At 71.1% G+C, this 14032-nt stretch carries 10 protein-coding genes; 8 read left to right on the top strand and 2 right to left on the bottom strand.

From position 1 onward, the window contains the following. The first annotated feature begins 257 nt into the window (after positions 1-257). Entirely contained in the window at positions 258-1118 is an 861-nt protein-coding gene (locus AB0924_RS28205; protein ID WP_366912870.1) for a DUF4184 family protein, read from the top strand. Here AB0924_RS28205 and AB0924_RS28200 read toward each other — a convergent pair. Next, entirely contained in the window at positions 1033-1467 is a 435-nt protein-coding gene (locus tag AB0924_RS28200; RefSeq protein WP_366912869.1) for a hypothetical protein, read from the bottom strand. The genes AB0924_RS28205 and AB0924_RS28200 overlap by 86 nt on opposite strands. 220 nt (positions 1468-1687) lie before the next feature. Continuing rightward, positions 1688-4411, bottom strand: coding sequence for a DNA polymerase I (polA, locus tag AB0924_RS28195; RefSeq protein ID WP_358931220.1), 2724 nt, complete (start codon positions 4409-4411; stop codon positions 1688-1690). A gap of 256 nt (positions 4412-4667) precedes the next feature. On the opposite strand from polA, the gene AB0924_RS28190 reads away from it, so the two are divergent. The 7 genes from AB0924_RS28190 (at position 4668) to AB0924_RS28160 (ending at position 14008) form a co-directional block, all read left to right on the top strand. After that, positions 4668-7022, top strand: a complete 2355-nt coding sequence (locus tag AB0924_RS28190; RefSeq protein WP_366912868.1) for an FdhF/YdeP family oxidoreductase — start codon at positions 4668-4670, stop codon at positions 7020-7022. 47 nt (positions 7023-7069) lie between these two features. After that, positions 7070-7561, top strand: a complete 492-nt coding sequence (locus AB0924_RS28185) for a hotdog fold thioesterase (protein WP_358931215.1) — start codon at positions 7070-7072, stop codon at positions 7559-7561. Between the two features lie 679 nt (positions 7562-8240). Further along, complete coding sequence (locus AB0924_RS28180; RefSeq protein WP_358931213.1) at positions 8241-9464, top strand: branched-chain amino acid ABC transporter substrate-binding protein; 1224 nt, start codon at positions 8241-8243, stop codon at positions 9462-9464. Positions 9465-9573: 109 nt separating this feature from the next. After that, positions 9574-10503 (top strand): branched-chain amino acid ABC transporter permease, encoded by a 930-nt coding sequence (locus tag AB0924_RS28175; protein WP_199210157.1) that lies wholly within the window; start codon positions 9574-9576, stop codon positions 10501-10503. Positions 10504-10508: 5 nt separating this feature from the next. Then, complete coding sequence (locus AB0924_RS28170) at positions 10509-12284, top strand: branched-chain amino acid ABC transporter permease (protein WP_366912884.1); 1776 nt, start codon at positions 10509-10511, stop codon at positions 12282-12284. 6 nt (positions 12285-12290) lie between these two features. Continuing rightward, entirely contained in the window at positions 12291-13295 is a 1005-nt protein-coding gene (locus AB0924_RS28165; RefSeq protein WP_358931211.1) for an ABC transporter ATP-binding protein, read from the top strand. Then, complete coding sequence (locus AB0924_RS28160; RefSeq protein ID WP_358931208.1) at positions 13292-14008, top strand: ABC transporter ATP-binding protein; 717 nt, start codon at positions 13292-13294, stop codon at positions 14006-14008. The genes AB0924_RS28165 and AB0924_RS28160 overlap by 4 nt, the downstream gene beginning before the upstream one ends. Positions 14009-14032: the final 24 nt, after the last annotated feature.

Here is a 14032-nt window from a genome sequence, read left to right as displayed (position 1 = left end):
GACGGTTGACCCGGTGCTCTGGTTGCCCCTGTTCCGCCTTTCCGTCCATGCGACGGGTGTGCGACCGTGCCGCCCGGCACGGCAACCCAGGTGACCCTACGACAACTTGCTTGCCGGGGGCACCCGTTCGAGTCCGGTTTTCACCGGTTGGCCGACACTGTCGGGCCGCGGGGGCCCGGAACGGCGCCGACGCATACTGGACCGGACGTGATCACCGGTCGCGAAGCCGTGGCCGACGACCGCCCGAGGGGGCCCTGTTGCCGTTCACACTCAGCCACGCGGCGGCCGTACTGCCCGCCGTCCGCCGGGACGGCGGTGGCCGGGGCCGGCTGGTGCCCTCGGTGCTCGTCGCGGGCTCCTTCGCACCCGACGTGACCTACTACGCGGCGAGCGTCCGGCGCGACGCGATGGAATTCGGGACGGTCACGCACTCCCTGCCGGGGGTGGCCGGCGTGGACGTCCTGATCGCCTGGGCGCTGGTGGGGCTGTGGCTGTTCGTGCGGGAGCCGCTGGTCGCTCTGCTCCCCCGGGCCCGCCAGGGGCGTGGGGCCGCTCTGCTGCGCTGCGGTGCGCCACGCGCGCGCGTACGGGCCGGCCGCGTGCTGTGGTGGTACGTCTCGGCGGCGCTCGGCGCGCTGACGCACGTCGTGTGGGACGCGTTCACGCACCACGACCGGTGGGGGTCGCGGCTGGTCCCGGGTCTCGGCGAAGTGGTGGCGGGCCTGCCGCGGTACACGTGGCTGCAGTACGGCTCGTCCGCGGTGGCGGCCGTGGTGATCGCCGTGTTCCTGGTGGGGGCGGTGCGGCGGGCGCCCGCCGGGGAGCCGGCGGGGGTGCCCGCGCTGTCGGTCGGGGACCGGTGGTGGGCGGCGGCCGTGATCGGGGGCTGTGCCCTGGCGGGCGCGGTGCAGCGGGCGGTGCGCTGGTGGGCGTACTGGGGTCCGTCCGTGCGGCCGCTGGATCTGGTGCCGACGCTGTGTTTCGGGGTCGGCGCCGGGCTGCTGCTCGGAGTGCTGCTGTACGCGGCCGGGGTCAGGGTGTGGCGTCCGGTCCGGGTTCCGGGCGGTCCTGGCGCGGTGGGCGCTGCCGCGGGCCGGGACCGGTCGGCGGCTCGGTGAGGGCGGCCACGAAGACGGTGAGGGTGCGTCTGGGGCGGGCCCGGGGGATCGCGGTGAGCAGCAGCGCCAGGTAGGCGCGGGCGAGGTCCGCCCGGGCGCGCCGGCCGGCGGTGCGGCTCGGACGGGAGCCCCGCCGGCGCAGCAGGCGGGCCGCGGCTCTGCGGGCGGCGGCGGCCCGGTCGAGGGGGATGCGGGCGGTGCTTGCGCCGGCCGCGAGGGCCGGGACCGGCGAGGGGGCCGTGGCCGGGCCGGAGGCACTGCCGGCCTCGGCCCTGGTGCCGTCCCGTACCTCGGCCCTGGTGCCGTCCCGTACCTCGGGTGTCCGGCGGTGGAGCATGCGTATACCCATGTCCGCAGTGTTGCGGCTGCGGGCCGGGGGGTGCGTTCTGGCGGGGTCCACGTGAGTGAAGGACTCCGCCGCCGTTCCGCCGGTCAGGGGTGCCGGCGGAAAGCGCGGCGCACGAGGAGGGACGCGGTGCGTGTGTCACCGCGTCCCCGTGCGGGCACCGGGCCGCCGGGCACGGCCGGGGCCGGGGTTCGCCCTGCTCGCGGAGCGTGCCAGCCGGGTGTCAGTGCGCCGCCGACTCCCAGTCGCGGCCCACGCCCACCGAGACGTCGAGCGGAGCGCGCAGCCGGACGGCGCCAGCCATCTCGCGGCGGACGATCTCCTCCGTGGCGGCGCGCTCGCCGGGGGCGATCTCCAGCACGATTTCGTCGTGCACCTGCAGCAGCAGGCGGGACTTGAGGTCCGCCTCGCCGAGGGCCCGGTGGACGTTGAGCATGGCGATCTTGACGATGTCGGCCGCCGTGCCCTGGATGGGGGCGTTGAGGGCCATGCGTTCGGCCGCCTCGCGGCGCTGGCGGTTGTCGCTGTTGAGGTCGGGGAGGTAGCGGCGGCGTCCGAAGAGCGTCGCCGTGTAGCCCGTGGCCCGTGCCTCGTCGACGACCCGGCGCAGATAGTCGCGTACGCCGCCGAAGCGCTCGAAGTAGGTGTCCATCAGGCCGCGGGCCTCGGCCGCCTCGATGTTCAGCTGCTGGGACAGGCCGAAGGCGGACAGTCCGTAGGCCAGGCCGTAGGACATGGCCTTGATCTTGCGGCGCATCTCCGCGTCGACCGCGTCCCGCCCGACGGAGAAGACCTGCGAGGCGACCGTGGTGTGCAGGTCCTCGCCCGTGGTGAACGCCTCGATCAGGCCCTCGTCCTCGGAGAGGTGCGCCATGACGCGCAGCTCGATCTGGCTGTAGTCGGCGGTCATCAGGGACTCGAAGCCCTCGCCGACGACGAAGCCGCGGCGGATCGCCCGGCCCTCGTCGGTGCGGACCGGGATGTTCTGCAGGTTCGGGTCGGTGGACGACAGCCGGCCGGTCGCTGCCACCGTCTGGTTGAACGTGGTGTGGATACGGCCGTCGGCGGCGATGGCCTTGATCAGGCCCTCGACGGTGACGCGCAGCTTCGCCTGCTCGCGGTGCCGGAGCATGATCACCGGCAGTTCGTTGTCGGTCTGGGTGGCGAGCCAGGCCAGGGCGTCGGCGTCGGTGGTGTAGCCGGTCTTGGTCTTCTTCGTCTTCGGCAGGGCCAGCTCGCCGAAGAGGACTTCCTGGAGCTGCTTGGGCGAGCCCAGGTTGAACTCGCGGCCGGCCGCGGCGTGGGCCTCCTTCACGGCCTGCTGCACGGCGCCCGCGAAGGTCTGCTCCATCGCCTCGAGGTGGGCGCGGTCGGCCGCGATGCCGTCGCGCTCCATGCGGGCGAGCACGGCGGAGGTGGGCAGCTCCATGTCCCGCAGCAGGTCGGCGGCGCCGACCTCCTCGAGACGGCTCTCGAAGGCCTCTCCGAGGTCGAGGACGGCGCGGGCCTGGATCATCAGGGCCTCCGCCTCGGCGCCCTCGTCCGTGCCGAAGGCGAGCTGGCCGTCGGCCGCGGCGGCGGGGGCCAGCTCGCGGTGCAGGTACTCCAGGGACAGCGCGTCCAGGTCGAAGGAGCGGCGGCCCGGCTTGACCAGGTACGCGGCGAGCGCGGTGTCCATCACGACGCCCTCGACGCGCCAGCCGTGCTCGGCGAGGACCCGCATGGCGCCCTTGGCGTTGTGGAACACCTTCGGGCGGCCGGCGTCGGCCAGCCAGCCGGCGAAGGCGCGCTCGTCGGCCTCGTCCAGCTCGGCCGGGTCGAACCAGGCGGCCGCTCCCCCGGCCGCGGCGAGGGCGACCTCGGTGACCGAGCCGGTGCCCAGCGCCCATGTGCCGACCGTGGCGACGCCGAGGGTCCCGGTGCCGTGCCCGGCGAGCCAGCCGGCCAGCTCACCGGTGCCCAGGACGGTGCCGTCCAGCTCCACGCCCTCCACCGCGACCGGCGTGGCCTCGGCCTCCTCGGCGCCCGGGTCGACGGCGAAGAGCCGCTCGCGCAGCGACGGGTTGCGGATCTCCAGGGTGTCCAGGACCATCGCGACGGTCTTGCGGTCGTACGGCGCCCGCTCCAGCTCGGTGACCGACTTCGGCAGCTCCACCTGGCGCTCCAGCTCGGTGAGCAGCCGGTTGAGCTTGACCGACTCCAGGTGGTCGCGGAGGTTCTGGCCCGCCTTGCCCTTGACCTCCTCGACGCGCTCGACCAGCTCCGCGAACGAGCCGAACTGGTTGATCCACTTCGCGGCGGTCTTCTCGCCGACACCGGGGATGCCGGGGAGGTTGTCGGACGGGTCGCCGCGCAGGGCGGCGAAGTCCGGGTACTGGGCGGGCGTCAGTCCGTACTTCTCGAAAACCTTCTCCGGGGTGAACCGGGTCAGCTCCGAGACGCCCTTCGTCGGGTACAGCACGGTCGTGTGCTCGGTGACGAGCTGGAAGGAGTCGCGGTCGCCGGTGACGATCAGCACCTCGAAGCCCTCGGCCTCGGCCTGGGTGGCGAGGGTGGCGATGACGTCGTCCGCCTCGAAGCCCTCGACGGCGAAGCGCTGCGCGTGCATGGCGTCGAGCAGCTCGCCGATCAGCTCGACCTGCCCCCTGAACTCGTCGGGGGTCTTGGAGCGGTTCGCCTTGTACTCGGTGAACCGCTCGGAGCGCCAGGTCTTGCGGGAGACGTCGAAGGCCACCGCGAAGTGCGTGGGCGCCTCGTCACGCAGGGTGTTGGCCAGCATCGACGCGAAGCCGTAGATCGCGTTCGTCGGCTGGCCCGTCGCGGTGGTGAAGTTCTCCGCGGGCAGCGCGAAGAACGCGCGGTAGGCCAGCGAGTGCCCGTCCATGAGCATCAGCCGGGGACGGCCGCCGGGATTGCTGTCGGTCTTCTTCGATGCTGTCTCTGCCACGTCCCCGATCCTGCCACGCCCCACTGACACCCGGGACCGGCCCGCTCCGCGGCGGACGCGGAGCCGGCCCCCACGGCCAGGGCGGACCCCGGAGCCCGCCCGCACCACCACGGCGGACGCCTGGGGGCCCGCACCGCCATGGCGGGCGACGGCCGCGGGGCGTGCGCGTACCGGCACGCCCGCCCCGGCCGCCTGTCGGTGCCCCGTGGCAGGATCAGCGGCGTACGTCTCACACGCAGTCGAAGGGGAGCGGGCGATGGCGACGAAGCCGCCCAAGGGTGATCCGGTCCAGGACGCGCCGCAGGTCGCGGAGCCCAAACACGCGGCGGCGGGCCTGCCGGCCATCGGCCACACCCTGCGCATCGCCCAGCAGCAGATGGGCGTGCGGCGTACCGCGCTGACCCTGCTGCGCGTGAACCAGAAGGACGGCTTCGACTGCCCGGGCTGCGCCTGGCCGGAGCCGGAGCACCGGCACAAGGCGGAGTTCTGCGAGAACGGTGCCAAGGCGGTGGCCGAGGAGGCCACCCTGCGCCGGGTCACCCCGGAGTTCTTCGCCGCCCACCCGGTCGCCGATCTCGCCCGGCGCAGCGGCTACTGGCTGGGCCAGCAGGGCCGGCTCACCCACCCCATGCATCTCGCCGAGGACGGCACGCACTATGAGCCGGTCTCCTGGGAACGCGCCTTCGACATCATCGCCGAGGAGATCTCCGCCCTCGCCTCCCCCGACGAGGCCGTCTTCTACACCTCCGGCCGCACCAGCAACGAGGCCGCGTTCCTCTACCAGCTCTTCGCGCGCGAGCTGGGCACCAACAACCTGCCGGACTGCTCCAACATGTGCCACGAGTCGTCCGGCTCGGCCCTGTCGGAGACCATCGGCATCGGCAAGGGCAGCGTCCTGCTGGAGGACCTCCACCAGGCCGACCTGATCATCGTGGCCGGGCAGAACCCCGGGACGAACCACCCGCGCATGCTCTCCGCGCTGGAGAAGGCCAAGGCGAACGGCGCGCGGATCATCAGCGTCAACCCGCTGCCCGAAGCCGGCCTGGAGCGGTTCAAGAACCCGCAGACCCCGCAGGGCATGCTGAAGGGCGCCGCGCTCACCGATCTGTTCCTGCAGATCCGCATCGGCGGCGACCAGGCCCTGTTCCGCCTCCTCAACAAGCTGATCCTCGACACCGACGGCGCGGTCGACGAGGAGTTCGTGGCGGAACACACGCATGGATACGAGGAGTTCGCCGAGGCGGCCCGCGCCGCCGACTGGGACGGGACACTCGCGGCCACCGGTCTCACGCGCGCGGAGATCGAGCAGGCCCTCGGCATGGTCCTCGCCTCCCGGCGGACCATCGTCTGCTGGGCGATGGGCCTCACCCAGCACAAGCACTCCGTGCCGACCATCCGCGAGGTCGTCAACTTCCTCCTGCTGCGCGGCAACATCGGCCGTCCCGGCGCGGGCGTGTGCCCGGTGCGCGGCCACTCCAACGTGCAGGGCGACCGCACGATGGGCATCTTCGAAAGGCCCGCACCGGCTTTCCTGGACGCCCTGGAGAAGGAGTTCGGGTTCGCGCCGCCGCGCGAGCACGGCTTCGACGTCGTGCGGGCCATCCGCGCGCTGCGCGACGGCGAGGCGAAGGTGTTCTTCGCCATGGGCGGCAACTTCGTCTCCGCCTCCCCCGACACGGAGGTCACCGAGGCGGCCATGCGGCGCGCGCGGCTGACCGTGCACGTGTCGACGAAGCTGAACCGCTCGCACGTGGTCACGGGCGCGCGTGCCCTGATCCTGCCGACCCTGGGCCGCACCGAGCGCGATGTGCGGGGCGGCGGCGAGCAGTTCGTGACCGTCGAGGACTCCATGGGCATGGTGCACGCCTCACGCGGCCGCCTGGAGCCGGCGAGCCGGCACCTGCTGTCCGAACCGGCGATCGTGTGCCGGCTGGCGCGCCGGGTGCTCGGCGCGGACAGCAGGGTGCCCTGGGAGGAGTTCGAGCAGGACTACGCGACGATCCGCGACCGCATCGCGCGCGTCATCCCCGGCTTCGAGGACTTCAACGCTCGGGTGGCCCGGCCCGGCGGCTTCGCCCTGCCGCACGCGCCGCGCGACGAGCGCCGCTTCCCGACCGCGACCGGGAAGGCGAACTTCACCGCGGCCCCCGTGGAGTACCCGGAACTCCCCGCCGGGCGGCTGCTGCTGCAGACGCTGCGCTCGCACGACCAGTACAACACCACCATCTACGGCCTGGACGACCGCTACCGCGGCATCACGGGCGGCCGCCGCGTGGTGCTGGTGAACCCCGAGGACGCGCGCGCCCTGGGGCTCGCCGACGGGTCGTACGTCGACCTCGTGAGCGAGTGGCGGGACGGCGTGGAACGGCGGGCGCCCGGCTTCCGGGTCGTGCACTACCCGACGGCCCGGGGCTGCGCCGCCGCCTACTACCCGGAGACCAACGTGCTGGTGCCGCTGGACGCCACCGCCGACACCAGCAACACCCCGGCCAGCAAGTCCGTCGTGGTCCGGCTGGAGCGGGCCCCGGGGGACGCACCGGGGAGCCGTCCGGGCGACCACCGCCCGCAGGTCCGCCCGGAATGCCGTCTGGAACAATCGGCGACCGACTGAGCGTTTGCTCAGCCACGTGACAGCTGTACGAGAACGGAGCCGCGCCCATGGGTGAGCAGCAGCAGGTGAAATTCCCGCAGGAGGTCGTCGACGAGTACGCCGCGCTCGGCGTCGACCTGCCCGCACTGTTCTCCGCGGGCCACCTCGGCACTCGCATGGGCGTGCAGATCCTGGAGGCGTCGGCGGAGCGGGTCGTCGGCACCATGCCGGTCGAGGGCAACACCCAGCCGTACGGGCTGCTGCACGGCGGCGCGTCCGCGGTGCTGGCGGAGACCCTGGGCTCGGTCGGCTCCATGCTGCACGGCGGCAGCTCGAAGATCGCGGTCGGCGTCGACCTGAACTGCACCCACCACCGCGGCGCCCGCTCGGGCCTGGTGACCGGCGTGGCCACGCCCGTGCACCGGGGGCGCTCCACGGCCACGTACGAGATCGTCATCAGCGACGAGGAGGGACGCCGGGTCTGCACGGCCCGGCTGACGTGCCTGCTGCGCGACGTCCGCAAGGGCGACGAGGCGCACGTACCGAACACCGGCGCCTGACCGCCGCCCGGCGGGGCCGCCCAGGCCCCGCCGGCCCCCTTCCCCTCGCCCGGTGACCGCGACGCGAAACAGCGCCACCGCCCCGCCGCCGCGCCCGAGTTGACGGCCCGGCAGACCGCGGGCCCGCTCGCCCCGCCCCGGCCGGATCTGCGCCTAGCCGCCGTGCGCGTCCGGACACCGCCGCACCGCGCCGCGCGCCCCCTCTTCCCCGCAAGATCACCACAACCCTCCCCATGGGCGGAATGCGGAAAAGCGCCGACGCCGTCGACCCTTTCCTTTGCGGTAACTCTACGTAATACGCGCGCAATCCAGATTCTCGGTTTCAGCCACCGCGCCCACGGGTCCCAGGACCGCGCAGCAGCCTCGAAAGTCGCCTGCAGCAACAGAGTTGCGTAATTACCAAAACCGGCGAGACGCCTGAGCACGCCGACGCCGTCCTGCACGTTCTCACAATGTGGACGGGGCGAATCGACCTGAATTCATGCGTTCCCCCCACGCAGTACCGCTCTGCATTACCTCGTGTCATAACAAGAGCGTCACAGCCTTGGACAAGCACTCCTCCACGTTGTGCACACACGCTTAGAGTCACGGCCAGTCACCGCTCCATCGGGAGTTCGGTACCGGCGCGGCACCCAACGCCCCACACACGGGGCGAACGTGCCTGCGGAAAGGATCGATTGTGCGACAGCGTTCTCTGGTGATTCTTACCTCCGTTCTGACCACCGGAGCTCTGACCCTCACCGCCTGCGGCTCCCGCAACGACGACAGCAAGGGCGGCGACAGCGGCAACGTGACGGTCACGATCGGCGTCGACGCCCCGCTGACCGGCCAGAACTCCGCGACGGGTCTCGGCATCCAGTACGGCGCCCAGATCGCCGTCGACGACGCCAACAAGAACAAGACCGTCCCCGGCGTCACCTTCAAGATCAAGGCACTGGACGACAAGGCGATCCCCGCCACCGGCCAGCAGAACGCCTCCCAGCTCGTCGCCGAGAAGGACGTCCTCGGCGTCGTCGGCCCGCTCAACTCCGGCGTGGCCACCCAGATGCAGCAGACCCTCGCCTCGGCCAACCTGGTGGAGATCTCCCCCTCCAACACCGCGCCCGAGCTGACCCAGGGCAAGAACTGGCAGACCAGCAAGTCCCGCCCGTTCAAGTCCTACTTCCGCACGGCCACCACCGACGCCCTCCAGGGCGCCTTCGCCGCCGACTACGCCTACAACGGCCTCAAGAAGAAGAAGGCCTTCGTCGTCGACGACAAGCAGACCTACGGCGCCGGCCTCTCCAAGATCTTCAAGGCCCAGTTCGCCAAGCAGGGCGGCAAGGTCGTCGGCACCGACCACGTCAACACCGGTGACCGCGACTTCTCCACCCTCGCCACCAAGATCAAGAACTCGGGCGCCGACATCCTCTACTACGGCGGCCAGTACGACGAGTCCCAGGTGCTGACCAAGCAGCTCAAGGACGCCGGCGCCAACATCCCGCTGTTCGGCGGCGACGGCATGTTCACCCCGACCTACATCAAGACCGCCGGCAAGGCCGCCGAGGGCGACCTCGTCACCTCCATCGGCGTCCCCGTCGACACCCTGCCCGCCGCCAAGGACTTCGTGGCCGCCTACAAGGCCAAGAAGTACCCCGGCGACTACGGCACCTACGGCTCCTACGCCTACGACGCCACCACCGCCATCATCAAGGCCGTCGGCCAGGTCGTGAAGGACGGCAAGGTGCCCTCCGACGCCCGCCAGCAGGTCGTCGACGCCGTCCAGAAGAGCTCCTTCGACGGCATCTCCGGCAAGATCTCGTTCGACGAGTACGGCGACACCACCAACAAGCAGCTGACCGTCTACAAGGTCACCAACGGCGAGTGGAAGTCCGCCAAGAGCGGCGTCGCCAACCCGAAGTAACCCAGCCGGACACTCCGCACCACCAGGGCCGCGCGGCGCAGACCACCGTCACCGCGCGGCCCGCCTTCTACGCCCCCCTTGACTCTCCCCACCACATGGAGGCCATGCGGTGAACACCCTGCCGCAGCAGCTGGCCAACGGGCTGTTCCTCGGCTCGATGTACGGGCTGATCGCCATCGGTTACACGATGGTGTACGGCATCGTCCAGCTCATCAACTTCGCCCACGGCGAGATCTTCATGACCGGAGGCTTCGGCGCGCTCACGGTCTACCTCGCCCTGCCGGACGGCATATCCATGTGGATAGCCCTGCCGGCGATGCTCATCGGCGGCGCACTGGTCGCCGTGCTCATCGCCGTCGGCGCCGAGCGCTTCGCCTACCGCCCCCTGCGCGGCGCACCACGCCTCGCACCACTCATCACCGCCATCGGCCTGTCACTCGCGCTGCAGCAGGCCGTCTTCAACTGGTACCCCGACGCCAAGTCGGCCCGCGTCTTCCCGCAGCTGCCCTTCGGCCCCCTGCACCTCGGCTCCGTGACCGTACAGAGCGGCGACGTCTTCCTCATCATCGCCGCCCCCCTGTGCATGGCCGTCCTCGCCTTCTTCGTCCGGCTCTCCCGCACCGGCCGCGCCATGCAGGCCACCGCCCAGGACCCGGACACCGCGCAGCTCATGGGCATCGACACCAACCGCATCATCGTCATCGCCTTCGCCATCGGCGGCTTCTTCGCCGCCGTCGCCGGCCTCTCCTACGGCCTCAAGTACGGCTCCGTCTCCTACGACATGGGCTTCATCGCCGGCCTCAAGGCCTTCACCGCGGCCGTCCTCGGCGGCATCGGCAACATCTACGGCGCCATGCTCGGCGGCCTCGTCCTCGGCCTCGCCGAAGCCATGGCCACCGCCTACATCGCCGACATCCCCGGCATGCAGCAGCTCGGCGGAGGCGGCTGGGCCGCCGTCTGGGCCTTCGTCCTCCTCATCCTCGTACTCCTCTTCAGACCACAAGGCCTGCTCGGCGAGCGCGTCGCGGACAGGGCGTGAGCACCATGACCGACACCACCACCCAAGCACCGGCCGCGCACGGGCCCGTCCCGCTGCCGCCCGCCGCCGCCCGCCTGCTCATCGCCACCGGCGCCGTGGGCACCATCGCCAGCACCTTCATGAGCTGGACCTGGACCCCCGCGTTCCCCGGCGACCTCACCGTCTACGGCTACCCCGCGGGCCTCCAGATCCTCGCCCTCGTCGCCGGCGCCCTCACCCTGCTGTTCGCCCTCACCCTGTGGAACACCAAGGGCCTGCGCTGGCTCAACCCCGCCGGCGCCACCTCCCCCGTGTTCCTCACCGCCCTGTCGGCGTTCACCGTCTGCTGGTTCACCGGCATCGCCATCGCCGTCGACCTCAACGGCCTGGTCAACCTCGACCCCGGCGCCTACATCGCCATGGCCGCCTCCGCACTCCCCGTCATCGGCGCCCTCGCCCTGCCCCACCCCGCCCCCGGCACCGGCCTGCGCGGCTACCTCACCAAGCCCCAGCAGCCCCGCCCCGGCACCCTGTCCCCGCTCCTCGAGCGCGGCATCATCACCGCCGGCACCGCCATCGCCCTGATCGCCTTCACCTACGGCATCGGCATCGACAACGACGCGAGCGAAACCTTCATCGGCTTCCTCCTCCTCGTCATCTTCGCCGCCTGGGGCCTCATGCACACCGGCCTCGTCGACCGCTACGCGACCATGGCCGCCCACCACAAGGGCTTCGCCTCCACGCTGGCCTTCCTCGCCGCCGTGATCTTCCCGTTCACCCAGAGCGACGACCACAACGCCAACGTCGGCGTCAACATCCTCATCTTCGCCACCGTCGCCCTCGGCCTGAACATCGTCGTCGGCCTCACCGGCCTCCTCGACCTCGGCTACGTCGCCTTCCTCGGCGTCGGCGCCTACGCCGCGGCCCTCGTCTCCGGCTCCGAGTACTCCCGCTTCTCCGGAGTCCACTTCCCCTTCTGGGCCGCCGCCCTCACCGGCATGGCCGCCTCGCTCGTCTTCGGCGTCCTCATCGGCGCCCCCACCCTGCGACTGCGCGGCGACTACCTGGCCATCGTCACCCTCGGCTTCGGAGAGATCTTCCGCATCACCGTCAACAACCTCGACGGCGACTCCGGACCCGACATCACCCGCGGCCCCAACGGCATCACCCAGATCCCCGACCTGGACATCCTCGGGTTCAAGTTCGGCGAAGCACACCAGATAGCCGGATTCACACTCGGCCGCTTCGCCAACTACCTCTTCCTGATGCTCATCGTCACGGCCATCGTCGTACTCGTCTTCACCCGCGCCGCCGACTCCCGCATCGGCCGCTCCTGGATCGCCATCCGCGAGGACGAGACCGCCGCCATCGCCATGGGCATCAACGGCTTCCGCGTCAAGCTGATCGCCTTCGCCCTCGGCGCCTCCCTCGCCGGCCTCGCCGGCACCGTGATGGCCCACGTCAACTACAGCGTCAACCCCCAGCCTTACCAGTTCGCCGGCGCCGCCCCGCCCAACTCCGCCTTCCTCCTCGCCGCCGTCGTCCTCGGCGGCATGGGCACCGTCAGCGGCCCCCTCCTCGGCGCCAGCGTCCTCTACCTGGTCCCCGAGAAGCTCCAGTTCCTGCAGAACTACGAACTGCTGGCCTTCGGCATCGCACTGGTCCTGCTGATGCGCTTCCGGCCGGAAGGCATCATCGCCAACCGCCGCCGCCAGCTCGAATTCCACGAAATCGGCCAACTCGACGTCCCCGAACAGAGAACGCTCACCGACGAACCGGCCGTCACCAAGGCAGGGGCGTAAAGAACCATGACGACACCCGTACTCGAAGCCCGTGACGTCACCATGCGCTTCGGCGGCCTCACCGCCGTCCGATCCGTCGACTTCACCGTCAACAGCGGCGAGATCGTCGGCCTGATCGGCCCCAACGGCGCCGGCAAGACCACGTTCTTCAACTGCCTCACCGGCCTGTACGTCCCCACCGAGGGCACCGTCGCCTTCAAGGGCAAGGTCCTCCCGCCCAAGCCGCACCTGGTCACCCAGGCCGGCATCGCCCGGACCTTCCAGAACATCCGGCTCTTCGCCAACATGACCGTCCTGGAGAACGTCCTCGTCGGCCGCCACACCCGCACCAAGGAAGGCCTCTGGTCCGCCCTCCTGCGCGGCCCCGGCTTCCGCAAGGCCGAAAAGGAGTCCGAGGCCAAGGCCATGGAACTCCTCGAGTTCGTCGGCCTCGCCGCCAAGCGCGACCACCTCGCCCGCAACCTGCCCTACGGCGAACAGCGCAAGCTGGAGATCGCCCGGGCACTCGCCAGCGAACCCGGCCTGCTGCTCCTCGACGAGCCGACGGCCGGCATGAACCCGCAGGAGACCCGGACCACCGAGGAACTGGTCTTCGCCATCCGGGACAAGGGCATCGCCGTCCTCGTCATCGAGCACGACATGCGCTTCATCTTCAACCTCTGCGACCGCGTCGCCGTCCTCGTCCAGGGCGAGAAGCTCGTCGAAGGCACCTCCGACGTCGTCCAGGCCGACGACCGCGTCGTCGCCGCCTACCTCGGCGAACCCTTCGAGGGCGACCCCGGCCAGGCCGAGGCCGCCGAGGTCGAGGCCGCCGAGGCCGCCGCCGGCACCGAGGCGATCGCCCCGAAGACCGACGCCGCGCCCGAGCCCGCCCAGACCGACGCCACCAGCCCGGACGACACCGACGACGCCGCACCCGCCGACGCCGGCACCACCGGCGGCACGGAGAGCGACGACGCCGAAAGCGACAGCGCGGAGAGCACCAGCACCACCAAGGGAGACACCCAGTGACCGCACTGCTGGAGGTCGAGGACCTCAGGGTCGCCTACGGCAAGATCGAAGCCGTCAAGGGCATCTCGTTCAGCGTCGAAGCCGGCCAGGTCGTCACCCTCATCGGCACCAACGGCGCCGGCAAGACGACCACCCTGCGCACCCTCTCCGGACTGCTCAAGCCCAGCTCCGGAAAGATCCTCTTCGACGGCAAACCACTCACCGGCGTCCCCGCGCACAAGATCGTCTCCCTCGGACTCGCCCACTCCCCCGAGGGCCGGCACATCTTCCCGCGCCTCACCATCGCCGAGAACCTCCAGCTCGGCGCCTTCCTCCGCAAGGACAAAGAAGGCATCGAGAAGGACATCCAGCGCGCCTACGACCTCTTCCCCATCCTCGGAGAACGCAGGAAGCAGGCCGCCGGCACCCTCTCCGGCGGTGAGCAGCAGATGCTCGCCATGGGCCGGGCCCTGATGTCCCAGCCCAAACTGCTGATGCTCGACGAACCCTCCATGGGCCTCTCGCCGATCATGATGCAGAAGATCATGGCGACGATCGTCGAACTGAAGGCCTCCGGCACCACCATCCTGCTCGTCGAGCAGAACGCCCAGGCGGCGCTCTCGCTCGCCGACCAGGGCCACGTCATGGAGGTCGGCAGCATCGTCCTCTCCGGCACCGGACAGGACCTGCTGCACGACGAGTCGGTGCGCAAGGCGTACCTCGGCGAGGACTGAACCCCGCCGCGGACCGCACGTACG

It is taken from the genome of Streptomyces sp. NPDC047869, from assembly GCF_040704065.1.
In the GTDB taxonomy this organism is placed as follows: domain Bacteria; phylum Actinomycetota; class Actinomycetes; order Streptomycetales; family Streptomycetaceae; genus Streptomyces.
This window is presented reverse-complemented; position numbering and strand designations above follow the sequence as displayed.

What these genes read in the sequence shown, in the direction of transcription:
- AB0924_RS28185 (WP_358931215.1), top strand. Translation starts at nt 7,070, where the DNA reads ATGGGTGAGCAGCAGCAGGTGAAATTCCCGCAGGAGGTCGTCGACGAG.
- AB0924_RS28190 (WP_366912868.1), top strand. Translation starts at nt 4,668, where the DNA reads ATGGCGACGAAGCCGCCCAAGGGTGATCCGGTCCAGGACGCGCCGCAG.
- AB0924_RS28165 (WP_358931211.1), top strand. Translation starts at nt 12,291, where the DNA reads ATGACGACACCCGTACTCGAAGCCCGTGACGTCACCATGCGCTTCGGC.
- AB0924_RS28200 (WP_366912869.1), bottom strand. Translation starts at nt 1,467, where the DNA reads ATGGGTATACGCATGCTCCACCGCCGGACACCCGAGGTACGGGACGGC.
- AB0924_RS28170 (WP_366912884.1), top strand. Translation starts at nt 10,509, where the DNA reads ATGACCGACACCACCACCCAAGCACCGGCCGCGCACGGGCCCGTCCCG.